Below are 26346 nucleotides of genomic sequence, written 5' to 3'. Positions count from 1 at the left end.
GGTATCCGCTCAGAGGCTGATCCAGACACTCTTGATGTCGGTGTACTTCTCCAGCGAGTGCAGCGATTTATCCCGGCCGTTACCCGAGGCCTTGACGCCGCCGAACGGCATCGTGCAGTCGCCTTCGCCCCAGCCGTTGACCCAGACCATGCCACTCTTGATCTTGCGGCTGACCCGGTGGGCGCGTGAAAGGTTATCGGTCCAGATCGATGCGGCCAGGCCGTAGGGCGTATCGTTGGCGAGGCGAATCGCTTCGTCCTCCTGTTCAAATCCGGACACCGCCAGTACCGGGCCGAAGATCTCCTCGCGCACGAACGTCATCTGATTATGGGCATCGACGATGATGGTCGGCCTGGCGTAGAAGCCCTTGCCCTCGACGTACTCCGGCAGGCCGCCGCAGAGTACCCGGCCACCTTCATCGATGGCGGATTGGATGTAACGGCTGACGGTGTCGAGTTGTGCCTTGTCCACCAGCGGTCCCATGCGGGTATCCGGGTCGAGCGGATCACCAACCCGATAGGCCGAAGTGGCTTCGACCAGGGCGTCAAGGAACCGTGCCTTGATACCGTTTTGCAGGTACAGGCGCGAGCAGGCGATACAGACTTCCCCCTGGTTCGAGAAAATGGCCGCAGCGGCGGCCTCTGCCGCAGACTTGATATCCTGGCAGTCGTCGAAAACCACCATCGGCGACTTGCCCCCGGCCTCAATCCACACGCGTTTCATATTGGACTGGCCGGCATACTCCATCAGCATGCCACCGACGCGGGTCGAACCGGTGAACGCCAGGACGCTGACGTCGTGGTGCATTGCCAGAGCTTTTCCCGCCGTGTGGCCATACCCGGTCACGACGTTGAACACGCCGTCAGGGAGGCCGGCTTCCGTGGCCAGCTCTGCAAGGCGCAGGATACTGAGCGAGCTCTTCTCGGAGGGTTTGAGCACCAGGGAGTTGCCGGCGATGAGCGCTGGCGCGAGCTTCCACACGGCCATCAACAGGGGGAAGTTCCACGGTGTAATAGCGCCGACGACCCCAACGGGCTCGTGGCTGATCAGCCCCAGTGTGTCTTTGCCCGTTGGAGCGATTTCTCCATAGACCTTGTCGACACATTCGGCGGTCCAGCGAATGCAGTCGATCGCTTCTGCCAGGTCGACGTTGACCATCTCGTGGATCGATTTCCCCATGTCCAGACTGTCCAGCAGAGCCAGTTCGTTGCCGTGTTGCTCGACCAGGTCAGCGAGCCGAAGCATAACCTGCTTGCGCTCGGCCGGTGCGGCCTCGGACCAACTGCCGGCCTGGTAGGCGGCCAGCGCGGATTGGACGGCACGGTCGATATCGGCACGGTCGCCGCTGGCAACCTCAACCAGGCATTGTTCCGTGGCCGGGTTGATCGAAGGGAAACGTTCGCCGCTTTCGGCGGGCCGGAAGCGGCCGTCGATATAGCAATCACCGTGGAGCCGGGCGCGCTGGCTCAGCTGCTGCCAATCTTTTAGTTGTTCCATGTTGTCGCTCTCCGCTAGGAATCTGGTAGCGCTACAGGCTACGCATTGCGCTGTCGGGTGCGCCATACCCTCTTGAGGGTAGGGGCTGGTTTCCCGGCCCACTACCCTTAAAAGGGTATGTGGGGAATCAAGATAGCCATGCTAATGATTAAAAGCGTTCCCCATCCGTGAGGGAATCGCACAACCCGACAGGAGAGAATTATGCCTATAACAAAAAACCGACTTGGCGCCGCCCTGGCGCTTTCTGTCAGTGTCACATCCGGTGCGGCTTTGGCCGACGAGAGCAAGGTCCTGAATATCTACAACTGGTCGGATTATATTGCGCCAGAGGCGATTGAAGCGTTCTCCGAAAAGACCGGCATCGAGGTCAACTACGACGTCTACGATTCCAACGAGGTGCTTGAGGCCAAGCTGATGTCAGGCGGCACGGGCTATGACGTGGTGGTGCCGGCTGGCGCATTCCTGGAGCGGCACGTCCAGGCCGATATCTATCTGGAAGTTGATCAGTCCCGGCTCTCCAACTACGACAATCTGGATCAGGTGATGTTGGAAAAGGTGGCCCGTTACGACGCGGGCAACAAGCATAGCGTGCCTTACGCCTGGGGAACGATCGGTCTTGGCTACAATGTCGATCAGGTCAGAGAGCGTCTGGGCGATACCCCTGTCGACAGCCTCGATCTGGTGTTTAACCCGGATGTCGCGGCCAAACTGGCTGATTGTGGCATCGCCATGCTGGATTCCCCTGCCGAAGTTGTCTCCATGGCGCTGAACTACCTGGGTATTGATCCAAACAGTGAGAAAAAAAGCGACCTGAAGAAAGCCGAGGCGATGCTTCAGAGCGTGCGCCCCCACATTAAATACTTCAGTTCCAGCAAGTACATCTCCGACCTGGCCAACGGCGAAATCTGTCTTGCCGTGGGCTACAACGGTGACGTACTGCAGGCACAAGGGCGTGCTGAAGAAGCGGGTCAGGGCGTGAATGTGGGTTACTCCATTCCCTCCGAAGGAACCCTGGTCTGGTTCGACGTGATGGCCATCCCTGCCGATGCCCCGCACCCGGATGCCGCCCATAAGTTCATCGATTTTGTGCTGCAAGGCGACACCGCGGCCGGTATCTCCAACTACGTCTACTACGCGGTACCCAATGTGGCCGCTATGCCGCTGCTCGATGAAGAGGTCAGCAGCAACCCGGGCATTTACCCTTCGGAAGAAGTAAAGGCCAAGCTGTTTACGCAGAATGCGCATACACCGAAGTTCGACCGTATCCTGAACCGCTCCTGGTCCAATACCAAAACCGGACGGTGAACACTGTCATTCCGGCGGCGAGCCAGCGCGCAAGCCGCTGGTTTCGTCACCAGCGGAATAACTTCCAGGGGAAAGAGCATGAGTTTATATACGGCAATTGAACCGGAGCAGGCGGAAGCTTGCGCGAATGGTGGCGCTTCAGTGCCACTGTGGCGCCAGGAAGGTGCCGAGCCTTTTGTGAAGATCGAAAACGTCACCAAAAAGTTTGGCGATTTTACGGCAGTCGACAATATTTCGTTGAACATCTACAAAAACGAACTTTTCTGCCTGCTGGGCGGCTCCGGTTCCGGCAAGAGTACGCTGCTCCGGATGCTGGCCGGATTCGAGACGGCCACCAGCGGACGCATCCTGATCGATGGCGTCGATACGTCGGGCATTCAGCCCTGGAAACGGCCGGTCAACATGATGTTTCAGTCCTATGCCCTGTTTCCGCATCTGACCGTCACCGAAAATGTCGCGTTCGGTTTGCGTCGCGAGGGTGTCAGTCGCTCAGAAACCAAACAGCGCGTGGCGCAGATGCTGGATATGGTGCAGATGGGTCACCTGGGTAAGCGCAAGCCGAACCAGTTGTCGGGTGGCCAGCGCCAGCGGATTGCGTTGGCACGGGCGCTGATCAAGCGCCCCAAACTGCTGCTGCTGGATGAACCGCTGGGAGCACTGGATAAAAAACTGCGTGAAGAGACCCAGTTTGAGCTGATCAACCTCCAGTATGAGTTGGGTGTGACGTTTGTGGTGGTGACCCATGACCAGGAAGAGGCGATGACCCTGGCTACCCGGATCGGGGTAATGAATCAGGGCCAGATCGTTCAGACGGCCGAACCCCATGAAGTCTACGAATATCCGAACAGTCGTTTTGTGGCCGAGTTTGTCGGTTCAGTGAATCTGTTCGAGGGCAAGGTTGTCGAGAAGACACCGGGCTCTGTGCGGATCGATTCACGGGACGCCGGCACCACGCTTTCCAACAACCACGGTATCGATTGTGCCGCTAACCAGATGGTCAATGTTGCGGTACGCCCTGAGAAAATCAGTATCAGCCACGAGGACCCCGAACAGCGTGACAACTGTGTTCGCGGCAAGATCGAAGACGTCGCCTATATGGGCAGCCTGTCGTTATTCCGGGTCAGGCTCGATAACGGTTTTGAAGTGAGGGTGACCAAGCCCAATCTGATGCGCGCCGCAGCCGAGAGATTCACCTGGGATGATCTCGTTTACTTGTCCTGGGACGAAGACAGCAGCGTGGTGTTGACGTCATGAGTATTCTTTCTGACTCAGTCAGGATCACAGGGCCTACGCTGAGGGCTCGGATTCTCGAGCGCCTCGGGCAGATCAAGTGTGGCCGCTATGCGGTCATTTCGATTCCGGGTCTGTGGCTAGCGGTGTTTTTCTTTATCCCGTTTCTGGTCGTATTCAAAATCTCGCTTGCCGAGACGGCGATCGCGATTCCGCCCTACACGTCGCTGTTCGAACTCGATCTGGAAGAGGCGTTGCTGGAGATCAGCATCAACCTCGGCAATTACCGCTACCTGTTCGAGGATGATTTCTACCTGGCGGCCTACCTCAATTCGGCCAAAATCGCCGCCATCTCCACGTTCTTCACCCTGCTGATCGGCTTTCCGATGGCCTATCTGATTGCCCGCAGCCACGGCACAACCCGGACGTTGCTGCTGTCGCTGGTGATCCTGCCATTCTGGACGTCGTTTCTGCTCCGGGTTTACGCCTGGATGGGGATCTTGCAGAAGAATGGCATCGTCAATGACTTTCTGATGAGCATCGGCCTGATCGACACTCCGCTGACGATATTGCAGACCGATATCGCCGTCTACATCGGCATCGTTTACACGTATCTGCCGTTTATGGTGTTGCCGCTCTATACGGCGCTCGAAAAGCTCGACGGGACCCTGCTTGAGGCCGCTCAAGACCTGGGCTGCAAGCCCGCGCAAACCTTCTTCCTTATCACCCTGCCGCTGTCTTTGCCCGGCGTCGTTGCCGGCTGCTTGCTGGTGTTTATTCCGGCGGTGGGCGAGTTCGTCATTCCGGCGCTGCTGGGCGGCTCCGATACGTTGATGATCGGTCGGGTATTGTGGGACGAGTTTTTCCTCAGTCGGGACTGGCCCATGGCTTCGGCAGTCGCGACGGTGATGCTGATCGTGCTGGTGTTGCCGATCATGCTGATCCGTAACAACGCCGAGAAACAGAGGGAGGCTGTCTGATGAAACGTCGTTCAACCTTCCTGAATGTGTCGGCCGGCATGGGCTTTGTGTTCCTGTATGCGCCGATCATTGCCCTGATCATCTACAGCTTCAACAAGTCCAAGCTGGTGACGGTATGGGGTGGCTGGTCGTTGAAGTGGTATGCCGAGCTGTTTAAAAACGACCAGATTATTGACGCCGCGCTGGTGAGCGTGAAGATCGCCGTCATCAGCGCCACGCTGGCGGTCGTGCTGGGTACGCTGGCCGGTTTCGTACTGACCCGGTTCGGTCGCTTCCGCGGCAAGATGATTCTGTCGGGCTGGACGACCGCGCCGCTGGTTATGCCGGAAGTGATCACCGGGCTGTCCCTGTTGCTGCTGTTTGTGGCCATGGAGGGGATGTTCGGTTGGCCCTCCGGGCGCGGCACCGGCACGGTGATCATCGCCCATACCACCTTCTGCCTGGCCTATGTGGCCGTGGTTGTGCAGTCGCGTCTGGTATCACTGGACGAGACCCTGGAAGAAGCGGCCATGGACCTGGGCGCCAGGCCTGCATCGCTGTTCTTCCTGGTGACCCTGCCGCTGATCGCGCCGGCGCTTGTCTCGGGCTGGTTGCTTTCCTTCACCCTGTCACTGGATGACCTGGTCATCGCCAGCTTTGTCTCCGGCCCGGGTGATAGCACGCTACCGATGGTGATCTTCTCGAAAGTCCGCCTGGGCGTCAGTCCGGAGGTGAACGCCCTGGCCACGCTGATGATTCTGACCGTGGCGGTCGGGGTGATTGCCGCGGTGTTCCAGATGCGTCGCCAGCACCGTAGCAAAGAAATCCAGGAATAACCCTGCTCCTAATCCTAACCCCGGGGGGCAAAGCCCCCGGTTTCACTCCCCCAAACCTAAAAACAACACCTAGGAGAATCCTATGAAATCATTGTGGATGGCACCGGCGTGCCTGTTACTTTCCTCTGCCGTCACGGCAGCCGAGCTCTCAAGTACTGTCAGCTTCACCAATGACTACCGTTTCCGTGGCATCTCGCAAACGGCCGGTGATCCAGCGGTGCAGGGCAGTATCGACGTGGCCTTCGATAACGGTCTCTATGCCGGCATCTGGGGTAGCAACGTCGATTTTGGTGACGACGCCAACCTGGAAATCGACTGGTACGCCGGCTACTGGGCCGAAATCAATGACAAGATGAGTTGGGATGCGACCCTGTATTACTACAGCTACCCGGGGTACGACGCAGCCGACGCAGACTACGCAGAAGTAGATTTCAACTTCTATTACGGCGACCTGAAACTGGAATACGCCTTCGCCAACGACTATGTCAATCTGAGTGAAGACGCACACTACGTCGCGCTGGACTACAGCTACGCGGTGACCGAGCAGGTGTCACTGGACCTGCACGCCGGCCATAGCTTTGGCGATTACTGGGACGATATTGATATCGGTGACTACAGCGATTTCTCAGTTGGCGCCTCCACCGCCCTTGCTGGTCTCGACCTGTCACTCGCCTATCTGTTTAACGATCTGGACAGCGATCAGGAAATCGATACTGGCCCGTTCCGCAACGACCAAACGGTTCTGTTGACGGTTTCCAGAAGTTTCTAAGCGCTGACGGGCAGCACGGCTGCCTGTTCCGGCCGGCCTGGTGGTTCTGCTATCCCGCTGCAGAACCATCTCGCCGGCCTTTTTTATGGCTCGCTCTGTTGCACTGGAACCAAAGGGTCGCGGAGTCAAAAAAGCCGGGCTCCAAGGCCCGGCTGTTGATAGTAGGCGGTTGGGGAGTCAGCCCAATTCCTTTTGCGTGATCGGGAAGCCCATCTTCTCAACCAGCCGAATCCACAAATGCCGCCAGCCGCCTTTGGCATCGACCGTATCCAGCGCGTACATGGTAATCTTGGCGCCGATCCAGCGGAACGGCTCGGGAGGGATGTAACCCGGCAGCGTGCTGGCAAAGCCCAGCTTGCTCTCGGGCGTGTCTTTCCCATCCAGTATATCCAGTCCGACCCGCGAGCCGAACCGGGTAGCGGTGACGCCGAAACCGGAGTAACCACCGGCGTAGATCATGTCGCCGTTGTGGTAACGCTGGAAGTGCACCGCCATCCGTGTGGTCAGGCCGATGGGACCGCTCCAGGCATGGCTGAAACTGATGCCGCGCAGACCCGGGAAGGTCTTGTAGAAGTTTTCGACCAAGGGGACAAAGTTCTCTGCCGTCTTGTCCGCTTTCGGGTCGGTATCATTCTCGTAAAAGTACCCCAATCGACCGCCAAACAGGATCCGGTTGTCGGCGGTAAGGCGCATGTAGTTAAGCTGGGTACGGGTGTCGTAGATGCCTTGACGGTGCTTCCAGCCGATACTGGCCAACTGCTCATCGGTGAGCGGCTCGGTGACAACGATCCGGTCGCGGATCGCAGCGACCCGTTTGCGGATCTTGCTACCACTGATGGCAAAGGCGTTGGTGGCGAGCAGCACCTTGTTGGCTCTGATCAGGCCCTCGGGGGTTTCAGCCTTTACTCCCGGGTTCAGTGCGCGGGTATCGCACAGAGGGGTGTATTCGTAGATTCTCACGCCGAGTTCTTTCGCCACGCGCTTAAGGCCCCAGGCGAGCTTTCCGGGGTGGACCGTCCCGCTGCGGCTCTTGGACCAGAGTCCACCGGCGAACAGAGGCGAGTTGACCTCTGACTGGACCTGATCCTGGTTGAGCAGGTAGGCGTCGTGACCGTAGCGCTTGTATAGTTTGTACTCTTTCTTGATGTCGGCCAGGCCATCTTCACCGATGGCGACGGTGAGCTCGCCACCCCATTCGACATCGCAGTCGATGTTGTAGCGTTCGATCGTTCCGCGGAAATGGTCAAGGTTTTCTTTGCCCAGACGCTCCAGTTCGTCCATGTCGTCTGGAAACAGGCGCTGAGCATTGTCCAGGCCATGCATAACCGAGGTCGACAGAATAGCTGCGGGGCGACCAGAGGCTCCGATGGCGACGCATTGGGCTTCAATCAGAACCACATCACGCTCGGGGTTGTTTTCTTTTGCCTGCACGGCGGCCCAGAGCCCTGTGAAGCCAGCGCCGACGATCAGCAGATCGCACTGGGTGCTGCCTTTGAGTGACGGTTCAGGCTTTGGTGCATCGGCGTGATCTAACCAGTAGGGAAAGAACTTTGTTCTCAGTAAAGCCTTTTGGGCATCCGTTAATCCGTTCATGGTCACACTCGTTTGTTGTGTTTCTCAGGAGTCGCGCTGATAGCGCTATGTAACCAGTTTGCTGAACGGTAAGGCGGGATTGAATACCCTCGTTTGGTAGGTACCTGAACAGGGTAGAGCGTGAGGGGGCGTGGGAATGTTGAGTAAAGGTGGTTGCTTTGGAGAACAGAAAAAAACGCAGGCAGGGCCTGCGTTCAAGTGGTTTAGCGCTTGCTGTACTGAACCCCGGGTAGCACGCACAGCATCTCGTAGAGCAGGTTGGCGGCCACCACCGAGGTGTTGCGGCTCATATCAAAGGGTGGCGAGACTTCAACCAGGTCGGCGCCGACTATGTCCAGCCCGCGGGAGCCGCGGATGATCTCGATACCCTGCATGACGGTCAGGCCGCCGACCTCAGCGGTGCCGGTGCCCGGGGCAAATGCAGGGTCAAGCCCGTCGATATCGAAGCTGATATAGACCGGACCGCCGCCGACTTTCTCCCGCACCTCTTCCATCAGCGGGGTCAATGACTTGTGCCAGCATTCCTCGGCGGTGACGACGCGAAACCCCTGATCACGCGACCAGTCATATTCGTTGGCCGAATAACCGGTGCCGCGGAGGCCGATCTGGACGACGCGGTTGCCGTCGAGCAGTCCCTCTTCCACCGCGCGGCGGAATGGGGTGCCGTGGGCGATGGACTCGCCAAACATGTGATCGTTGATGTCGGCGTGCGCGTCGATATGGATCACGCCGATCGGGCCGTGTTTCTTTCTCAGTGCCCGCAGAATCGGTAGGGCTATAGTGTGATCGCCACCCATTGTCAGCGGGGCGACGCCACAGCCCAATACGTCGTCGTAAAACGCTTCGATAATATCGATGCTTTTTTGCAGGTTGAACGTATTGATCGGTACGTCGCCGATATCAGCGACGGTCAGGCTGTTGAACGGATCGGCGCCGGTGGATACATTGAATGGACGCAGCATGCGGGATTCGTCTCGGATCTCGCGGGGAGCAAGGCGGGCGCCGGGGCGATTGGAGGTGCCGATGTCAAAGGGTACGCCGATGAATGCCGCGTCCAGTTCTTCGGAGAGATCGACAGCGGGCAGGCGCATAAAGGTTGCGGGCCCGCCGAAACGGGGCATCTCGTTACCGCTCATTGGGGCATAAAGCGTTTTGTTGGACATGGTCGATCTCCTTGCTGCAATAGGTCGCCGGTACTCTGCTCGGGCCGGCTTTTTCTGGTGATGTTGGTCATCACACTAGAAACATCCTGCTTCGCTCACCATACCCTGTTCAGGTGGGTCATTCGGCTACCCCCCCCAACAGGGTATATATCAGGAGGAGGGGGGAGGTGAAAATGGCGCCATAGTAGACAAAAATAAATTAGGTGGTGCCCTATGAGTAAGCCCTTGAGTCATAAAAAAACGTTGACCGCGTTGGACGTCACGCTCTACGCCGTCTCTGCGGTTCTGCTGATCGATCAGATCGCCATGACCGCCGCTGTTGGTCCTGCGGCTATCTTCTGGTGGCTGGTTGTTATCGTCCTTTTTCTGATCCCGAATACATTGGTCACGGCCGAACTGGGCACCTCTTACCCGGAACAGGGCGGCATCTACGCCTGGGTACGCGATGCCTTCAACACCCGCTGGGCGGCACGGATCACCTGGCAATACTGGATTAATATCGCACTGTGGATGCCGGCGGTTTACATCATGTTCTCCGGCATCTTTGCCGCCCTGTTTGTCCCCGACATGAGTCTGTGGGCACAGATCGGCCTCGGGATCGGTATGTGCGCCCTGACAACCTGGGCCAACTGCATCCGCCTCAGTTACAGCAAGTGGATTCCGAATATCGGCACGTTGACCAAGTTTGCGGTTATATTGACCCTGGGTGGTACTGGTATTGCGTACGGCCTGGAGCATGGCTTCGTTAACGACATCAGTTTTGGCGCGGCAATGGACGATCTGCAAGCCGGCCTGGTGTACCTGCCGGTCGTGGTTTATGGGTGTTTGGGCATGGAGCTGATCAGCGCCGAGAGTGACGAGATTATCAATCCCGAACGCAATATACCTCGTGCGATGCTGGCTGCTGGCCTCTGCGCGGCAGGTTTCTACATCTTCGGTACGGCGGGTGTGCTCGCCGCGGTTCCGGCCGACGATGTCGATATGGTCGATATCCTGGCGGTTACACTTCAGGAATTGTTTGGCGGTAGCGAGCTCGGCAACGCCTTCGCTTTGATGATCGGAGGGATGGCGTTATTTACGCTGTTCTCGACCATGGTGACCTGGACCCTCGGAGGTAACCGTGCCGCGGCGGAAGCGGCCGACGCAAAAGAGATGCCCGAGATTTTCGGCTGGGTGAGCAAGGAGCATAAAAGCCCTGTTGGCGCCGCTATTCTGACCGGTACGATCAGCTCCTCGATCATGGTGATCTATGGCTTTATGGCCAATAATCTTGAAGACCTGTTTTGGACCCTGTTCTCGTTCAGTGCCATCATTTTCCTATTACCCTATATCGCCATGCACCTCGCGTTTTTGAAGTTGCGTATCAGTGATGCCGATCATCCGCGGCCGTTCAAAATTCCGGGTGGTGATGCGATGGGTTACGCGCTTTCCACACTCTGTATCGCCATTCTGGGGATGTCGATCCTGTTGTTCTTCTGGGTTCCCGGCGAACCATTGGACACCGCGTTCGCCCTGCAGGTTGGCGCTGGCGTACTGATCACTCTGGCCATTGGCGAATACCTGGTATACCGCGGCGAGAAACTGCGGGCAGCGGAAGCCGATCGGCAGCAAGCCAGGGTCGGTACACAATTGGGTGCGGCCAACTGCTGAGCCGCCTGGAAGACCAGCGACTGGTCCGCTTAACCCTTTTTGCGGGCCAGTCGCTGTTGAATTTCGCCGATAATACCGCGCCGGAATACCATGACACACACCACGAAAATGGTGCCCAGGATCACCTGGACCCAGGAGCCGAAGGACGACAGCTCGTGGGCGAGTGCGCCGACGGTGATGGCGCCGAGTACCGGGCCGAAGATGGTGCCCAGGCCGCCTACCAGTGTCATCAGGATGACTTCCCCGGAGGTTTGCCAGTGGGCGCTGGTCAGTGACGCGAACTGGAAAATGATGGCCTTGGTGGCGCCCGCCATGCCCGCGAGTGTGGCGGAGAGGATGAAAGCCAGCAGTTTGAAGCGGTCCACGTCATAGCCCAGAGACAGGGCCCGGGATTCGTTTTCGCGAATCGCCTGCAGTACCTCCCCAAAGGGCGAGTGAATGGCCCGGTAAATGATGCCGAAGCCCACCATGAAGATGGCGAACACGAAGTAGTACATGGCGATGTCGTTGTTCAGGTCGATAAACCCGAACAGATCCCCCCGCGGGATTCGCTGGAGGCCGTTTTCGCCCCCGGTGAAGGGCATTTGCAGCGCCAGGAAGTAGATGATCTGGGCCAGGGCCAGGGTGACCATGGCGAAATAAATGCCCTGACGACGAATGGCCAGGTAGCCGAACGCCGAACCCAAGACCAACGCAAAGCCGGTACCGGTCAGGATGCCGATCAGCGGCGAAAATCCCCACTCCTTGGTGACATAACCCGCAATGTAGGCCGCTCCCCCGAAAAAGGCGGCATGACCAAAGCTGAGCAGGCCCGCATATCCCAGCAGAAGGTTGAAAGCGCAGGCAAACAGGGCGAAGCACAGCAGGTCCATGACGAACACGGGGTAGGCGTAGAAGGGGGCCGTCAGGCCGGTCAGGAGCATCACGATAAACAGTATGCGATTGGTCATGAGCGGCTCACTTCTCCTTACCGAACAGTCCGGCGGGGCGGAACAGCAGCACCAGCACCATCAGGAAGAAAATCACGGTGTTGGCGGCGGGTGGGTAGAACACCTTGGTCATACCTTCCACCAGGCCAAGGGCCAGGCCGGAGAGGATGGCGCCCATGATGGAGCCCATGCCGCCGATGACCACCACCGCAAACACGACGATGATCAGGTCCGCGCCCATCAGCGGACTGACGGAGTAGATCGGTGCCGCCAGAACGCCGGCAAGGCCGGCGAGGCCCGCGCCGAAAGCGAAGGTCAGGGTCACCATCAGCGGCACGTTGAGGCCGAAGGCCTGGGTCAGGTCCGGGTTTTCCACACCGGCCCGCAGGCGGGATCCCAGTTTGGTGTGCTCAATAAAGAACCAGGTGGCAAAGCACACCACCAGGGAGAAGACGATGGCAAACAGGCGGTAGGTGGGGAAATACATGAAGCCGAGGTTCACCACTCCGCTGAGGGCTTCCGGCTGCCCGGGATAGGGCGTGCCCGAGACGTTGAAATAGTTGGCGAACAGTCCCTGCAGGATCAGTGTGATCCCGAAGGTCAGCAGCAGGCCGTAGATATGGTCCAGGTCATAGAGGCGCTTGAGCATGGTGCGCTCAATGATGACCCCCAGCAGGCCGACCAGGACCGGCGCCACAATCAGCGATGCCCAGAAGCCGACCTGCAGGCTGATTCCGAACCACTGCTCCAGGAAGGAGTAGCCGATCAATGCAATAAAGGCACCCAGCATGTACATGGCACCGTGGGCAAAGTTGATGATATTCAGCAACCCGAATATCACCGCAAGCCCGAGACTCAACATGGCGTAGAACACACCCACATTAAGCCCCAGCAGTGCCTGGGACAGAATGACCTGTATCGACACGTTGGCAATCCCCCTGAAGCCGTGGTAATTCGTTGCGGTTAGTTGTTAACCAGCTTGCACTTGGTCTCTTCCATCGAGATGAAGGCCTGGTCCGCGGGTATCTTCGATACCACTTTCAGTAGGTCCCATTCCTCGGTGGCTTCTTCAGGCTTCTTGACTTCGACCAGGTACATGTCGTGCAGCATCGAGCCGTTGGGGGCAATCTTGCCACCCTTGACGAACATGTCGTTCAGGGTCATGTCACCCAGGGCCTTGCGCACGGCGTCGCTGTCATCGGTCCCGGTTTCATCGACGGCTTTCAGGTAATTGCTGACGGCGGAATACACCCCGGCGTGCACCATGGTGGGCATGGCGCCGTGACGGTCATAGAAGCGGCGTGACCACTCCTCGGCCTCGTCGTTCTGGTTCCATACAAACGCGGTGGTGAATTGCAGGCCCTGGGCAATGTCCTGGCCCATGCTGTGCACATCGGAAATGAATACCAGCATGCCCGCCAGTTTCTGGCCGCCCTGCACGATACGGAACTGATTGGCCTGTTTGATGGCGTTGACTGTGTCCTGACCGGCGTTGGCCAGACCGATAACGTCCGCGCCGGACGACTGCGCCTGGATCAGGTAGGAGGAAAAGTCGTTGGTGGACAAAGGTGCTTCGACATCGCCGACGACTTCACCGCCAAGGCTTTCGACCACGGCGGACGTGTTGTCCCGCAGCGAGTGCCCGAAGGCGTAGTCCGCGGTGATGAAGAACCACTTCTCGCCGCCGTTCTTCACCATGGCAGTGGCGGTGCCCACCGGCAGCGCGTGGGTGTCATAGACATAGTGGATACCGTAAGGCGTGCACTGCTCCTCCGTCAGCGCGGTGGTGCCGGCGCCGGTGTTGAGGGTGATCACCTTGCGGTCAGAGGCCAGGCCCTGCACCGATAGCGCCACTGAGGAGTTATCCAGGGCGGTAATCATGTCCACATTCTCGGAATCGATCCATTCCCGGGCGGTGCTGGCCCCAATGTCCGGCTTGTTCTGGTGATCGGCGGAGACGATTTCGATGGGCTTGCCCAGTACCTCTCCACCAAAGTCTTCAATGGCCATCTCGGCGGCAACAACGGCCCCGGGACCTTCCAGGGCCTTGTAAACCCCGGACATATCACTGAGTACCCCGATCTTGACCATGTCATTCGACAAACTGGCGTTTGCAGCCAGTGGCATTACCAGGCTGGCCGCTGCGATTGCGCCAGCCAGTCCATTCGTCCAGTGCTTGAACATAGCGGTATACCTCTTGTTATCAGCTTTCAGGGGCCCTGGTGTGCATCCTTCAGGCCCGGTGCATCAGACACTCAGGTGTCTGTTCAACTGCTCTTTTTTGGCTTCCAGGTCGGCGGCGTCTATCTGTTCCACGACCTTGCCGTGTTCAATGACGTAATGTCGGTCGGCGAGCGGCGCCGCAAACCGGAAATTCTGCTCTACCAGAATGATGGTGAAGCCCCGCTCCCGGAGCTTGCGGATGACCTCGTCCAGGGAGTTCAGGATCACCGGAGCCAGGCCCTCGGTAATCTCGTCCAGCAGGAGTAGGCTGGCGCCGGTACGCAGGATCCGCGCAATGGCCAGCATCTGCTGTTCCCCGCCGGAGAGCTTGGAGCCCTGGCTTTTCCTGCGTTCCTTGAGGTTGGGGAACATGTGGTAGATCTCGTCCACGGACATGCCGCCTTCGGCCACTACCGGCGGCAGGGTCAGGTTCTCGTCCACATTCAGCGAGGCGTAGATGCCCCGCTCCTCGGGGCAGTAACCCAGCTTGCCTACATGGGCGATGCGGTGCGTCGGCATGTTGATCAGTTCGGTACCGTGGACCCTGATGGAGCCGGTGCGTTTGCTGACCAGTCCGAGGATGGCCTTGAGGGTTGTGGTGCGCCCGGAACCGTTGCGTCCCAGCAGGGTGATCACCTCTCCCTCATGCAGGCTGAGGTTCAGTCCGTGAAGTATGTGGGATTCGCCATACCAGGCGTGGAGGTTTTCAATTCTCAGAAGTTCGGGATGCTGGTCAGGCTGCATCGGTGGTCCCCATGTAGGCTTCCATGACGGACGGGTTGGTGGATACCGCCTGGTAGTCACCCTCGGCGAGTATCTCGCCACGGTTCAGGACCGTGATTGTGTCGGCGAGCGACGAGACCACGTTCAGGTTGTGCTCCACCATCACGATGGTGCGACCTTCCACGACCCGTTTGATCAGGTCGGTAACCTTGCTGACGTCCTCCGGGCTCATGCCCTGGGTGGGTTCGTCCAGAAGCATCAGGTGGGGCTTCAGGGCAATGGTGGTGGCTATCTCCAGCGCCCGTTTCTGGCCGTAGGGCAGTTCAACGGCCATGATGTCGCCAAACTTTTCCAGCCCTACCTGTTCCAGGGTGGCCTGGGCTTCTTCGTTGAGCTGGTCGAGGATCTTTTTCGGGCGCCAGAAATGATAGGAGACCCCGAGTTTACGCTGCAGTGCGATCCGCACATTTTCCCGGGCGGACAGGTGCGGGAATACCGCGGAAATCTGGAAAGAACGAATAAGCCCGTGCTGGGCGATGTCGGCGGGCCGGTCGTGGGTGATATCGCGACCGTCGTAAATAATCTGCCCGGCGCTGGGTTTGAGGAATTTGGTCAGCAAATTGAAAAACGTGGTTTTGCCGGCGCCGTTCGGACCAATCAGGGCATGAATGGTGCCGGTCTCAACCTTCAGGTTGATATCTTTGACGGCGGTAAACCCTTTGAAATCCTTGGTCAGATTCCGGGTTTCGAGAATAATGTCCGATTGCTTTGCCTGGCCGGCCTGCTCGCTCACGGAAAGACACCCCTTTCAATCCAGGCTGACGGAACGTCCTTGCCCGGCTTTTATTGTTTGTTATTGCAGCTTTTTTCGCGAAAGGTCGCCGATACTGCCGAATGAACCCGACCTTCATTAATAGATGGCGTTCCGGGAATCTGTCAAGCAGGGCCAGCTAAAGAAAAGCAGCCGGCTGAACACAGGTTTTCAGCGCTGATCAGCGGCGGGGTGTGGTGAGAGGCCAAATAAAAAGGGAGGCCGTATGGCCTCCCATGGGCAAATCAAGGATTAGAGATACGGGTAACGCAGCAATCGATACTTTCTTAGTCTTCATCCCGGGGCGGACGTTCCACCACCTTGCGTTTACCCTTGGCACAGCGTGCCAGGGCTTTCAGGCCATCGCCCTCGAAGGCGTCCACCCGGATCACGTCGTACAGTGCCTCAAGTGTTTCCAGCAGTTTGTCGCATTCTTCTTTTTTAACAACTCCCTGCTCACAGGCCCAGTCCACCAGTTCCTTGCGCTCGTGGCCCATTAACAGGGCGATGCCATCCAGCTCGTCCTCATTCCGGTTGCGAATGGCCTCGTGGAGCCGGTTGCGCATCTCGGCGGTTTCATTGGCCAGCCGATAGGCATTCAGCACGCGACCCAGGGGATCATCCGGATCGGTGTTGATGTAAGCCCCGCGGCTGACGCGCTGACGCACCGGAGTGTCCTTCACGATGGTGTTGGCGACCGTGGCACCCAGCTTGTCATCAGGGCCGTTCAGGCCGGTAGCGCCCAGCGGGAACACCAGCAACCGCAACGGCCAGCGCAGCGCCGGCACCGGGAAGTTGATAATGGCTTCCCGCATGGAACCCTGGAGGTCCCGCAGACAGGTTTTCAGGCACCATTCCACCAGTGGGCGCTGGTCGTCCGGGTAACCTTCCTCATGCCATTGCTTGATCACGGCGGTGGCGTAATACAGGTGCACCAGGCAATCCGCCATGCGTCCGGACAGTCGTTGACGGGCTTTCAGGCCGCCACCGACGCTCAGCAGGGTGACGTCGGTCAACAGCGCGAAGGCAGCGGAGAAACGGGCCAGCTGGCGGTAGCAGGGTTGGATGTCGCCCTGGCGGGGCACCGGCTCAAGCCAGCCACGAGTCAGCCCCAGAACAAACGCCCGCAGGGCATTACGGGTGGTGTGGGCAATGTGGCGGTAGAAAATGCCATCGAATTTCTTCGCGGCCTTGTCCTCATCCTCCATGCCGGCGGCTTCAATTTCCTCCACAATGAAAGGATGACAGCGTATTGAACCCTGGCCGAAGATCATCAGGCTGCGGGTAAGGATATTGGCGCCTTCCACGGTGATGCCGATGGGAACCGCCTGGTAGGCCCGGGCCAGGAAGTTGCGGGGCCCGGTAATCACGCCGCGGCCGGCCACCACGTCCATGGCGTGGTTGATCACTTCCCGCATCAGATCGGTGTTGCGGTATTTCAGCACCGCCGACGGTACCGATGGGCGTACGCCCCGATCCAGCATGCCGGAGGTGAGCAGGCGAGCGGCGTCCATCATATAGGTGTAGCCGGCGATGGGTTCCAGGGCTTCCTGAACACCCTCAAACTGGCTGATGGAACGGCCGAACTGTTCCCGCGTCAGCGCGTAGGAGCCGGTGGCGAGGCTGGCCACTTTGCCCGCGCCGGTACCGAGGGCGGGTAGTGAGATCGAGCGACCAATCGACAGGCATTCCAGCAGCATCGTCCAGCCCTTTCCGAGCATGTCCTGACCACCGATCACCTGTTCCATGGGGATAAAAACGTCGTTACCCCAGGTGGGCCCGTTCATGAACACGGTGTTCATTGGCAGGTGACGGGCGCCGGCATTGACGCCTTCGGTCTCACGCGGCACGAGCACGCAGGTCACACCGATTTCATCCTGATCACCCATCAGCTTGTCCGGGTCATACACCTTGATGGCCAGACCAATCAGCGTGGCTACCGGCGCCAGGGTGATGTAGCGTTTGTTCCAGGTGACTTTCAGGCCCAGCACTTCCTCGCCGTTCCATTGCCCCTTGCAGACGATGCCCTTGTCGGGAATGGCGCCGGCGTCGGAGCCGGCCACCGGGGAGGTCAGGGCAAAGCAGGGAATTTCCTCGCCGCCGGCGAGCCGGGGCAGGTAGTGCTCTTTCTGGGTATCGGTGCCGTATTCCATCAGCAACTCGCCCGGGCCCAGAGAATTGGGCACCATCACCGTGACGGCGGCGGACACGCTGCGGGTGGAAATTTTCATCACGATTTCGGAATGGGCGGTATGGGAGAAACCCTTGCCACCCTGTTCCTTGGGGACTATCAGCCCAAAAAAGCCGTTCTCCCGGATGAACTTCCAGACCTTGTCCGGAAGGTCGTAATTTTCATGGGTGATTTTCCAGTCATCCAGCATGCCGCAGAGTTTTTCCACCGGGCCGTCCAGGAAGGCCTGTTCCTCACTGGTAAGGTGAGCGGGCTTGGCGTCCAGCAGCTTTGACCATTCCGGCTGGCCGGAGAACAGCTCGCCATCCCAGTCCACGGAACCGGATTTGAGCGCTTCGGATTCCGTCTCGGAGAGCTTCGGCAGGCGGTTGCGGACCCAGCCCAGCAGGGGGCGGCTCAGTTTGTCGAGGCGAAGGTCACCGGGGAAAACCAGCAACAGGGCGAGGGCGAGCAAACCACCGCCAAACAGAATGCTGAGCAGGTGCCAATCGTCCTGGAAAAAACCGACGACGGTGGCAATGATCATCACCGCCGCGGCCGCCTGGCCACCAATGCCAAGATAAATCAGGACCAGTGCACTGATCAGAAGGAGCAGGACGCTCATGGGCAGACCTCCGTATCACGAATGAAATCAATCAGATTTGACCTTAACCATCGGTCAAAGACCGGTTAGTTGCAAGCAGCAAGCACGGATTCTGACCTCTGGATCATACATACCCCACGGCAAACACCAGCCCCAGCACGATGGGCATCACCACCAGGCTGCCGAGGTTGCTGAGCAGTACCAGTGACGCGACCTTGTGGGGTTCCTGCTGGTATTGCTCCGCCACCATGTAGTTGAGGACCGCTGGCGGAAGTGCGGCGAAGACCCACAGGGCGGCCACCTGCAGGCCGGGAAGATCCAGAATGGCAATCATCGGCCAGGCCAGAATCAGTCCGGAGGCCGGGCAGGCAATGGCGCCCAGCATGCCCAGTTTCCAGTCGCTGAAGTCCACGTCCAGCATGCGTACCCCGAGGGTAAACAGCATCAGTGGAATACACACGCCACCGAGCATATTCAGGGTTTCCAGCAGCCACTGGGGCATGGGCACCCCGCCGAAATTGACGGTCAGGCCGGCAATGCTGGCAAAAACAACGGGCAGGCGCAGCCGTTTGATGATGGAGGTGTGCGGGTCCAGCATGTAGAGGCCCACAGTAAAGTGCAGCAGCATCTCCACGATAAACAACACGATGGCGGCTGGCAGGGCTGCGTCACCAAAGGCGAACACCAGTACCGGAATACCCATGTTGCCGGAATTGTTGAACATCATCGGGGGCAGGAAGGTTTTCAGGTCCAGGTTCAGTACCCGGGCCAAGGGGTAGAGGATAATGCCGGAACCCAGTACCACCACCGTGGCTGCCAGTGCGAGGCTGGTGTATTCCTGCAGCGGTGCCTGCTGGTCTGCCAGTACCGCGAACACCAGCATGGGGACGAACAGTTCCATGTTGAGGGTGTTCAAACCCTGGATATCGGGTGTGCGATAACGGCCATACAGCGCGCCACAGCCGGCAATCAGGAAAACCGGCAACATCGTGGACAGGATCTGGCCAATCATTCGAAGGCTCCGACGGGGTTTATGGGTCAGCCGATGGACAATAAACCGTTAGGTTCGCAAGTGTTGGCCGTGTTCGGCAAGGAAAACCTGTGAATCTTCGACCAAAGCGCTAAACCCGCTGACGGACCGGTCATGTCTCTGATATTCGACGGCTTGCGGTGGTCATCACTCCTGCCACAGAATGATGACCATTAACCCGTCCCCATGACCGATCGGAGCGCCACGTGCCCATAGATTTCGACAAGTCCGTTATCCGCGAACAGACCTGTTCGGTAAAATTCGACGCCCGCCGGGCAGTGTTTGGCAAAGAAGATGTGATTCCGCTCTGGGTGGCGGATATGGATTTCCCGGCACCGGAGGCGGTCACCCAGGCCCTGGAAACCCGGGCCCGACACCCTGTATATGGCTACACCCTGTTTCCCGAGTCCCTGTACCAATCGATGATCGACTGGTACAGGGACCGTCACGGTTGGACTATCGAGCGGGAATGGATCCTCATGGCCCCCGGAGTGGTGCCATCGCTTCACGCAGCGTGTCTGGCGTTTTCCGAACCCGGTGAGGGGGTCATCATTCAGCCACCGGTCTACCCGCCGTTCTTCAGTTCGGTAAAGCGGACCGGTCGCACAGTGATCGAGAACCCGTTGGAATGTGTCGACGGACGTTACATCATGAATCTTGAACACCTCGAACAGTGCGCCGCCCGTGACGATACCCGGCTGTTGGTGCTGTGCTCCCCCCACAACCCCGTTGGCCGGGTGTGGACGGATGAGGAACTGCGGGCCGTGCTGGATATTGCCCGTCGACACGGCCTGGTGGTGTTGTCCGACGAGATTCACTGTGACCTGGTGTATCCGGACAAACCGACACATTGCATGCTTGCCCGCCTGGCGGAAGCCGGCGATGCGCTGGTAACGGCGGTTGCCCCGAGCAAGACCTTCAACATGCCGGGACTCGGGCTGTCGGCGCTGGTGATTCCCGATCCTGGCCGCCGACAGGCAATCAAGGAAGTTTTCGATTCTCTGCACATGGGGCAATGCAATCCGTTCAGCATCACCGGCTTTGAAGCAGGCTACCGGCATGGTGCTCCCTGGCTTGATGAACTGATGCCTTACCTTCAGCAAAACCGCGATTTCGTGGCGGACTTTCTGGCACAGCGGATACCGGAAATCACCATGACGGTGCCGGAAGGAACCTACCTGCTCTGGCTGGATTGCCGTGGGCTGACACCGGATGACAGGGCGCTGAAACAGTTCTTTGTGCAGGACGCGGGCATCGGTATGAATCCCGGCGCGACCTTCGGCGACAACGGGCGCGGCTTCATGCGGATGAATATCGGATGTCCCCGGCCGCTCCTGGAGCAGGCGCTGGAGCGCATCGAAGCGGCTGTCATTCGGCGCTTCCGGTAGGCCGTCGGGTGTCCCCTAATGACTTGTCAGCTTTTTTTACGACCACTGTTATCGTGGGGTTTACAGGAATACACAGACGTCTGGTTTTAAAGCGAAAGACAGAAACTGGCATTGCCGATGCTTTTTGTTAAGGGTGGTACTCATAAACGGAATATGGGGAAACCCAGGGAGGCAAGTATGCCAAGAATTACACTGGTCACGTTGTTGGCCGTCGTATTGTTTTTCCCAACACTGGCAAGTGCGGCGCAGATAACAGCGAGCTATGACGTCAATCTCAACTCGGATGATCCGGGTCTGGTGGTTAACTCCGCAGATATTGCTGACAACCCTTTCACGTTCAATCTTGGCGAAGGGGAAAGCCAGTATTTCAGCCTGTTCAAGATCTGGACCAATGAATCCGATGTCGGGGATGACGACGAAGTTGCCTATCCGATTTCGGTGGACTTCAATTTCACTTCGCCCGATGTGCTGTTCGGATCGATCGATGGTGAGACCGTGGGGGTTAACAAGGTCGGAGGCCTGTTCCAGAAAGGTGTACTCACCTGGGACGGTCCACTGGATCTGTTCTTTGGCGCCCAGGGCGATGGCCATCTTCGGGTCACCCTGTTCGATGCCGTATTCAATGAAGGCTATCTCTTCGGCCTGCATGAGGGCAAGAAATACGGTGCCAAGGTCAAGGCCAAAATCGAGCTGATTGCCAAGGTGTCACAGGTTCCCGAGCCGGGTACCCTGGCGCTGCTGGGACTGGGCTTGCTAGGCATGGGGTTGCGCGCTCGTCGTGGCGTGAGCACCAGCTGAGGGGCCACCTTCCTCAGACGTTCCGTTGGAGTCAGGGGGATTACATTCCCCTGACTCCGGGTTAGTTTGCGGGCACTTTACGTGTCGCAAGAAACAGCCCGGCCAGTATTAACAGCCCGCCGATGATGTGAAAGAGCCCCAGCCGTTCCCCCAGGAAGACACCCGCCAGTATCGATGCGAACACCGGCGTCAGGTACATGAACATGGCCGCCCTTGCAGGCCCCACCCGATGCACGCCGTGATTCCAGAATGCGTACGCCAGGATTCCGGGGAAGAAGGCAAAATACAATAATGGCGTGATCGTGGCGCGACCAACCTCGAACCCCCCTTTGAAGAATATCAGCTCGACCAGATAAAACGGCAGGATCACCAGCGTGCCAAGGGCGATCTGGGTCGTCAGGAATGCCAGGGCCGGCAGGGGCACCGCCTGCCGTCTGAGCAGCACAGAGAACAGCCCCCAGCTGAACACCGCAGCCACCATGATCAGATCCCCGGGCTGGGCCTCGAGTTTGGTAAGCACCGACAACTGTCCACGGGCGACGACCGTCAGTATTCCCAACACGGCCAACAGGATGCCCAGTAGCTGAACCGGGCGGGTCCGGTCACCCAGGAGCAGCCAGGCCAGCAAGGCAATGAAAATGGGAATGGTGGCGTTGATCAGGGCAATGTTGGTGGCACTGGTAGTGATGGCGGCGTAGTACAGCAGCGAATTGAACGCCGCGACGCTGAAAGTGGCCAGTGCCAGCATGGATCCCAGGTACTGGCGGATAACCTGACGGTGACGGAGAACACCGGGCAGCCCGAAAGGCAGGATAACCGCCAGGGCGATCACCCATCGCCAGAATGACATGGACAAGGGCGGGATGCTCTCGATCGCACCCTTGGCAACCACAGCGTTGCCTGCCCAGAATAACGGTGTCAGTACCAGCCCAACGTAGGCCAGCCATATTGGCTTCGGGGAATGAATAGACACGCCGGCTCCTGTTATCGTTCGAAAACATCGGAAGCCGGTAGCATACTACTCGCCGGGAACTTCTGCCTCCGTACCAACGTGGTAGGCTGCAAAGCCGGCCATCACCACCTGATCCACAGCCATGCCAATAATGCGACCGTTACTGACCGCCCGGATAGGGTACTGGGCGTTGGTGATAGGGTCGGCCACATAGCCCAGAACCTCACCTTCGGAAACACGGGCGCCAAGATCCACTTCACTGAACAGGATGCCGCCGTTTGGTACGCGGACCCAGTTGGAATCGTAGTAAACCGGTTCCGGGTCTCCCCAGACGAACATCCGGGAGATCATGCCTTCCTTTTCCAGCAGGCTGGTCAGGCTGTTTACGCCCGCATCAATCTGGTGTTCCTGGATGCGGTGAGATTCGCCCGCCTCCATGGTCACGGTACGAATACCAGCTTCCACCGCCGCCGTGCGTAGCATGCCGGAGGAGCCTGAACTGTGGACCACCGCCATGCGGTCAAAGCCACGGGTGAAGGCTGCCACATCCGGATTGTTCATGTCCGCCCGCAACTGAGGCAGGTTTGTGCGCTTTTGTGAACCGGTGTGGATATCCACCAGCATGTCGCATTTGCGGATCACGCTCTCAAACAGTGAATGGGCAATGCGATCCGCCAGACTGCCATTCGGGCTGCCCGGAAAATGGCGATTCAGGTCACGGCGGTCCGGCAGGTAGCGAGTACCTTGCTGGAAACCTGGCAGGTTGACGATGGGAATGCCTACAACCCGGCCGGAGAGTTTCTCGGGGTTGAGGTCGTAGACCGTGCGGCGAACGATTTCGATGCCGTTGAGTTCGTCACCGTGAACCGCACCAGTCAGGCACAGAGTGGGGCCGGCATTGACGCCATTGACCACCAGCACCGGTGTAGGCTGCGACAGCCCGGCAATCTGTATGTTCGGTGACCATGCCAGGCGCGTGGAGGTGCCAGGACGGACTTTGGATCCCAGCAGCTCGAAAGTGCTGGCCTCTTCCGGTTCGGCTGTTTCAGAATTCGCTTCACTGTCAGCTTCTGCCGTGTTGGGCGCTTTGCCTGAGTCATCGGCGATTTCGGTTTCTTCATCGATGGAGCCGGGGTCCCGTGATTCCCCGGCAGACTCACCGACCTCTTCCTGTCTGGGCGGCTCAGGGACTGGAGCGATCTCTTTGAGATCAATATTGGGTGCGACCTTTTTGGGTTTCTCGCTTTCCGTCCCAGCAGACTCCGGCTGACGGGTATCTTCCTGATCGTCCTTCTGTGCTGTTTTCTCGCTTGCAGACCCGGTCCGTGAGCTCTTGCGGGGCTCGGAATTCTCCACATCCTCAACGCTCTCGTCCTCTGCGAGCTCTGCCAGCAGGACTTCCTTGGTCTCCCTGTCCTGATCAGCCAAAGCGGGATGTACGGTGATCAGAGCACCGAGTGACAGCCCGATAAATGTCAGGTTTTTGAACCAGTTAAACAGCATAATTCCTCTCAGGTCGGCAGCCAGTCGGGACTGCTCCCAGATCCGGCGGCGAAAACGGCCTCTAGGATAAAGCGCCCCTGCTATCATGAATACGGCTGTGACAAAGGTTTAATGCCACCTTCATGAAATCTTTGTGCATTTCCGCAAAATGGCCTATGTAGTAGATCTACAGGCAACATTTTGCGTTCATGTGACACTTATACGTGCTGAAGGGAGTAAACTGTATGGATCTTTTGCGAATTTTGATTGCGATTTTGTTACCGCCGTTAGGTGTCTTTTTGCAGGTGGGTATCGGCAAGCACTTCTGGATCAACATCCTGCTGACCCTTCTCGGTTACATTCCCGGCATCGTGCACGCCGTCTACATCATCGCTAAAAAATAGGCGGAAGCGACAAGCCCGGGCAACGCCGGGCTTTATCAGTGCCTCCTGCCGATGGCAGACCAGTGCTCACCTTTCTCCGCGGCCTTGCCATCCGCTTTCAGTTTCAGCAGGTGCGCCAGCGCCGAGCGCGCTGCAACCCCATGGATAGCCTGCGGCACGTCATCATAGGCCGTCGCCGTCAGATCCTTAAGAGTTACCGGAGCAAGCTGCTTCAGGGCCTTGGCCACCTTGTGCTCCCGCGCCAGCCGATGGGTGATCAGGTAATCAATCACCGCCTCCGGTTGCCCCATCAGGAAACCATGCGCCGGCGCAATATAGCGGACCGGTTCAGCCAGCAGATCGTACAAAGCCTCCAGGTACGCCTTCATATCCCCATCCGGCGGATTAATCACCACCGTGGACCCCTGCATGATGTGATCTCCGGAAAACAGCAGTTCCTGATCCAACAGCAGGTAGCAGATATGGTTTGAGGCGTGACCGGGCGTATGAATCGCCTTCAGAATGCCTGCGTCGGTAACGATCAGATCGCCGTGTTCCGGCTCATCGTCCGGCGCGAAGGTCTGATCCTGGGATGCACCAGCAGGCGCCGGCAACCCGAACACCCGGCATCCGGTCCTGGCTTTCAGCGCCGCGGTGGCCGGGGAGTGATCCTGGTGGGTATGGGTCACCACCACCTGATCAATCACTCCGCCGGTCAGCTCCAGGATGCGCTCAATGTGGGTCTCATCGTCTGGCCCAGGATCCAGCACCGTAAACCGTTCATGGCCGAACAGATAGGTATTGGTACCCGGCCCGGTCATCATCCCCGGGTTGGGCGCCGTCAACCGGATCACCCCGGCTGCGATCTCCACCGGTTCCCCGGGCACAATCTCCGCCCGGGTCGAACCTTCCCCTTCCGGGTCCAGCTTGGCGGCCTCGTCATAGGCCGGCGAACCGGGTTCCAGCATCACCGGCTTGCCCTTCTTCAGCGCCGGCCATGGCTGATCCGGGTAAGGCTCCGGAGGATTGGCATGGGCATAGCGCATCACTGCGTCCGCGTTATCAAAGCTGCTCAACACCCGCAGCGTGCGAATCGTCGGCAGCCCCAGCAATCGTTCACCGTTGCGGTGTTCCTCTAACGCCATGGCAGGACTGATCCACACATGATCAATCGTCTCCACGCCATCATGGCTGGCCACCTGGCCTTTTGGTGCGACAGTCACAAAAAACCGGGTATCAAACCGCCGCGGCGGTCCCGGAGGCGTGATCCAGTGCCCCAGATACGCCAACCGATCCAGCGGAATCGCCAACCCGTGCTGCGCACACAACTGTGCCAGAGACCGTTTGCCGCTGAACAGCGCCTGACGCTCACCATGAACCGGATGGTCTCCCCCAATCGTCGCCCCGTCGGCATCCATTGCCACCAGAATGCCGGCCTCCTCAAAACACTCGCGCACCGCCGCGAGCATATAATCCGCGCCGCCTTCGTCGACACTCATGGTCTGACTGATTTCCGAATCAGCCGGGCCAAGAGCGTGTTCGCGACCGAGAGGTTCCTGTTCATCCACCGCGCCGCCGGGAAACACAAAATAACCGGGCATGAAAACCGCGTCCCAGGTGCGTTGCAAAAGCAGCACCTGGAGACCTTCAGAGGTGTCGCGTGTCAGAACCAGTGTGGCAGCAGGGCGAATATCCATAGACTTTCCGTAATCGTTTTATTTGGGTGCGCTGACAAGGTTGGAACGATGGTAGGAAATGGCTTTCCAAAACTGTGCGGAGCCATGGATGGCGGAGCCCAAGCGCCACATGGATGTGCTTGAGCGTGTTTTGGAAAGCCATTTCCTACCATCG

22 protein-coding genes are annotated in these 26346 nt (G+C 58.6%); 9 read left to right on the top strand and 13 right to left on the bottom strand.

What is annotated here, in order from left to right:
* Positions 1-9 precede the first annotated feature (9 nt).
* Positions 10-1497, bottom strand: coding sequence for an aldehyde dehydrogenase (locus ACJO5Y_RS19775; RefSeq protein ID WP_406989560.1), 1488 nt, complete (start codon positions 1495-1497; stop codon positions 10-12).
* A 198-nt stretch (positions 1498-1695) separates the two neighbouring features.
* Between ACJO5Y_RS19775 and ACJO5Y_RS19770 the strand changes: the two genes are divergently transcribed.
* From ACJO5Y_RS19770 to ACJO5Y_RS19750, 5 genes are all read left to right on the top strand, one after another.
* Positions 1696-2802 (top strand): polyamine ABC transporter substrate-binding protein, encoded by a 1107-nt coding sequence (locus ACJO5Y_RS19770; protein ID WP_406989654.1) that lies wholly within the window; start codon positions 1696-1698, stop codon positions 2800-2802.
* 78 nt (positions 2803-2880) lie between these two features.
* Positions 2881-4056 carry an ABC transporter ATP-binding protein gene (locus ACJO5Y_RS19765; RefSeq protein WP_406989559.1) on the top strand — a complete coding sequence of 392 codons (1176 nt, stop codon included), beginning with the start codon at positions 2881-2883 and terminating at the stop codon, positions 4054-4056.
* Entirely contained in the window at positions 4053-5012 is a 960-nt protein-coding gene (locus ACJO5Y_RS19760) for an ABC transporter permease subunit (protein ID WP_406989558.1), read from the top strand. The genes ACJO5Y_RS19765 and ACJO5Y_RS19760 overlap by 4 nt, the downstream gene beginning before the upstream one ends.
* A complete protein-coding gene (locus tag ACJO5Y_RS19755; RefSeq protein WP_406989557.1) occupies positions 5012-5827 on the top strand; it encodes an ABC transporter permease subunit in 816 nt (271 codons plus the stop codon). Before ACJO5Y_RS19760 ends, ACJO5Y_RS19755 begins: the two co-directional genes overlap by 1 nt.
* A gap of 82 nt (positions 5828-5909) precedes the next feature.
* Entirely contained in the window at positions 5910-6596 is a 687-nt protein-coding gene (locus ACJO5Y_RS19750; protein ID WP_406989556.1) for a TorF family putative porin, read from the top strand.
* Positions 6597-6773: 177 nt separating this feature from the next.
* Here ACJO5Y_RS19750 and ACJO5Y_RS19745 read toward each other — a convergent pair whose 3' ends face one another.
* Positions 6774-8189: an NAD(P)/FAD-dependent oxidoreductase gene (locus tag ACJO5Y_RS19745; protein WP_406989555.1), complete on the bottom strand. Its 1416-nt coding sequence runs from the start codon at positions 8187-8189 to the stop codon at positions 6774-6776.
* A 203-nt stretch (positions 8190-8392) separates the two neighbouring features.
* A complete protein-coding gene (gene speB / locus ACJO5Y_RS19740) occupies positions 8393-9352 on the bottom strand; it encodes an agmatinase (RefSeq protein WP_406989554.1) in 960 nt (319 codons plus the stop codon).
* A 225-nt stretch (positions 9353-9577) separates the two neighbouring features.
* Between speB and ACJO5Y_RS19735 the strand changes: the two genes are divergently transcribed.
* Complete coding sequence (locus ACJO5Y_RS19735; RefSeq protein ID WP_406989553.1) at positions 9578-11002, top strand: APC family permease; 1425 nt, start codon at positions 9578-9580, stop codon at positions 11000-11002.
* A 29-nt stretch (positions 11003-11031) separates the two neighbouring features.
* Here the strand turns inward: ACJO5Y_RS19735 and ACJO5Y_RS19730 are convergent, their stop codons facing one another.
* The 7 genes from ACJO5Y_RS19730 to ACJO5Y_RS19700 form a co-directional block, all read right to left on the bottom strand.
* A complete protein-coding gene (locus ACJO5Y_RS19730; protein ID WP_406989552.1) occupies positions 11032-11952 on the bottom strand; it encodes a branched-chain amino acid ABC transporter permease in 921 nt (306 codons plus the stop codon).
* Positions 11953-11959: 7 nt separating this feature from the next.
* A complete protein-coding gene (locus tag ACJO5Y_RS19725; protein ID WP_406989551.1) occupies positions 11960-12856 on the bottom strand; it encodes a branched-chain amino acid ABC transporter permease in 897 nt (298 codons plus the stop codon).
* A gap of 38 nt (positions 12857-12894) precedes the next feature.
* Positions 12895-14115, bottom strand: a complete 1221-nt coding sequence (locus ACJO5Y_RS19720; protein ID WP_406989550.1) for an ABC transporter substrate-binding protein — start codon at positions 14113-14115, stop codon at positions 12895-12897.
* 63 nt (positions 14116-14178) lie between these two features.
* Entirely contained in the window at positions 14179-14898 is a 720-nt protein-coding gene (locus ACJO5Y_RS19715) for an ABC transporter ATP-binding protein (RefSeq protein ID WP_406989549.1), read from the bottom strand.
* A complete protein-coding gene (locus tag ACJO5Y_RS19710; RefSeq protein ID WP_406989548.1) occupies positions 14888-15670 on the bottom strand; it encodes an ABC transporter ATP-binding protein in 783 nt (260 codons plus the stop codon). The genes ACJO5Y_RS19715 and ACJO5Y_RS19710 overlap by 11 nt, the downstream gene beginning before the upstream one ends.
* Before the next feature lie 305 nt (positions 15671-15975).
* On the bottom strand, positions 15976-18483 hold the full coding sequence (locus tag ACJO5Y_RS19705; protein ID WP_406989547.1) for an acyl-CoA dehydrogenase: 2508 nt from the start codon (positions 18481-18483) through the stop codon (positions 15976-15978).
* A 103-nt stretch (positions 18484-18586) separates the two neighbouring features.
* The gene (locus ACJO5Y_RS19700; protein WP_406989546.1) at positions 18587-19474 is read right to left on the bottom strand and encodes an AEC family transporter; all 888 of its coding nucleotides are present in this window, start codon (positions 19472-19474) and stop codon (positions 18587-18589) included.
* Between the two features lie 224 nt (positions 19475-19698).
* Between ACJO5Y_RS19700 and ACJO5Y_RS19695 the strand changes: the two genes are divergently transcribed.
* A complete protein-coding gene (locus tag ACJO5Y_RS19695) occupies positions 19699-20880 on the top strand; it encodes a MalY/PatB family protein (RefSeq protein ID WP_406989545.1) in 1182 nt (393 codons plus the stop codon).
* Between the two features lie 177 nt (positions 20881-21057).
* Positions 21058-21678 (top strand): PEP-CTERM sorting domain-containing protein, encoded by a 621-nt coding sequence (locus tag ACJO5Y_RS19690; RefSeq protein WP_406989544.1) that lies wholly within the window; start codon positions 21058-21060, stop codon positions 21676-21678.
* A 61-nt stretch (positions 21679-21739) separates the two neighbouring features.
* Here the strand turns inward: ACJO5Y_RS19690 and ACJO5Y_RS19685 are convergent, their stop codons facing one another.
* Complete coding sequence (locus ACJO5Y_RS19685) at positions 21740-22651, bottom strand: DMT family transporter (RefSeq protein WP_406989543.1); 912 nt, start codon at positions 22649-22651, stop codon at positions 21740-21742.
* Between the two features lie 45 nt (positions 22652-22696).
* Positions 22697-24133, bottom strand: a complete 1437-nt coding sequence (locus ACJO5Y_RS19680) for a succinylglutamate desuccinylase/aspartoacylase family protein (RefSeq protein ID WP_406989542.1) — start codon at positions 24131-24133, stop codon at positions 22697-22699.
* A gap of 224 nt (positions 24134-24357) precedes the next feature.
* On the opposite strand from ACJO5Y_RS19680, the gene ACJO5Y_RS19675 reads away from it, so the two are divergent.
* Positions 24358-24516 carry a YqaE/Pmp3 family membrane protein gene (locus tag ACJO5Y_RS19675; RefSeq protein ID WP_144777495.1) on the top strand — a complete coding sequence of 53 codons (159 nt, stop codon included), beginning with the start codon at positions 24358-24360 and terminating at the stop codon, positions 24514-24516.
* Positions 24517-24551: 35 nt separating this feature from the next.
* Here ACJO5Y_RS19675 and ACJO5Y_RS19670 read toward each other — a convergent pair whose 3' ends face one another.
* Entirely contained in the window at positions 24552-26192 is a 1641-nt protein-coding gene (locus ACJO5Y_RS19670) for an MBL fold metallo-hydrolase (RefSeq protein ID WP_406989541.1), read from the bottom strand.
* Positions 26193-26346: the final 154 nt, after the last annotated feature.

This window comes from Marinobacter alkalisoli (assembly GCF_045449855.1).
GTDB lineage: Bacteria > Pseudomonadota > Gammaproteobacteria > Pseudomonadales > Oleiphilaceae > Marinobacter.
The sequence above is the reverse complement of the archived record's forward strand: the minus strand, read 5'-3'. Positions and strand labels throughout refer to the sequence as shown.

Excerpts from the sequence above, each read along its gene's own strand:
- ACJO5Y_RS19775 (WP_406989560.1), bottom strand. The coding sequence starts at position 1,497 with ATGGAACAACTAAAAGATTGGCAGCAGCTGAGCCAGCGCGCCCGGCTC.
- ACJO5Y_RS19765 (WP_406989559.1), top strand. The coding sequence starts at position 2,881 with ATGAGTTTATATACGGCAATTGAACCGGAGCAGGCGGAAGCTTGCGCG.
- ACJO5Y_RS19760 (WP_406989558.1), top strand. The coding sequence starts at position 4,053 with ATGAGTATTCTTTCTGACTCAGTCAGGATCACAGGGCCTACGCTGAGG.
- ACJO5Y_RS19755 (WP_406989557.1), top strand. The coding sequence starts at position 5,012 with ATGAAACGTCGTTCAACCTTCCTGAATGTGTCGGCCGGCATGGGCTTT.
- ACJO5Y_RS19750 (WP_406989556.1), top strand. The coding sequence starts at position 5,910 with ATGAAATCATTGTGGATGGCACCGGCGTGCCTGTTACTTTCCTCTGCC.
- ACJO5Y_RS19745 (WP_406989555.1), bottom strand. The coding sequence starts at position 8,189 with ATGAACGGATTAACGGATGCCCAAAAGGCTTTACTGAGAACAAAGTTC.
- speB (WP_406989554.1), bottom strand. The coding sequence starts at position 9,352 with ATGTCCAACAAAACGCTTTATGCCCCAATGAGCGGTAACGAGATGCCC.
- ACJO5Y_RS19730 (WP_406989552.1), bottom strand. The coding sequence starts at position 11,952 with ATGACCAATCGCATACTGTTTATCGTGATGCTCCTGACCGGCCTGACG.
- ACJO5Y_RS19720 (WP_406989550.1), bottom strand. The coding sequence starts at position 14,115 with ATGTTCAAGCACTGGACGAATGGACTGGCTGGCGCAATCGCAGCGGCC.
- ACJO5Y_RS19715 (WP_406989549.1), bottom strand. The coding sequence starts at position 14,898 with ATGCAGCCTGACCAGCATCCCGAACTTCTGAGAATTGAAAACCTCCAC.
- ACJO5Y_RS19705 (WP_406989547.1), bottom strand. The coding sequence starts at position 18,483 with ATGAGCGTCCTGCTCCTTCTGATCAGTGCACTGGTCCTGATTTATCTT.
- ACJO5Y_RS19700 (WP_406989546.1), bottom strand. The coding sequence starts at position 19,474 with ATGATTGGCCAGATCCTGTCCACGATGTTGCCGGTTTTCCTGATTGCC.
- ACJO5Y_RS19690 (WP_406989544.1), top strand. The coding sequence starts at position 21,058 with ATGCCAAGAATTACACTGGTCACGTTGTTGGCCGTCGTATTGTTTTTC.
- ACJO5Y_RS19680 (WP_406989542.1), bottom strand. The coding sequence starts at position 24,133 with ATGCTGTTTAACTGGTTCAAAAACCTGACATTTATCGGGCTGTCACTC.
- ACJO5Y_RS19675 (WP_144777495.1), top strand. The coding sequence starts at position 24,358 with ATGGATCTTTTGCGAATTTTGATTGCGATTTTGTTACCGCCGTTAGGT.
- ACJO5Y_RS19670 (WP_406989541.1), bottom strand. The coding sequence starts at position 26,192 with ATGGATATTCGCCCTGCTGCCACACTGGTTCTGACACGCGACACCTCT.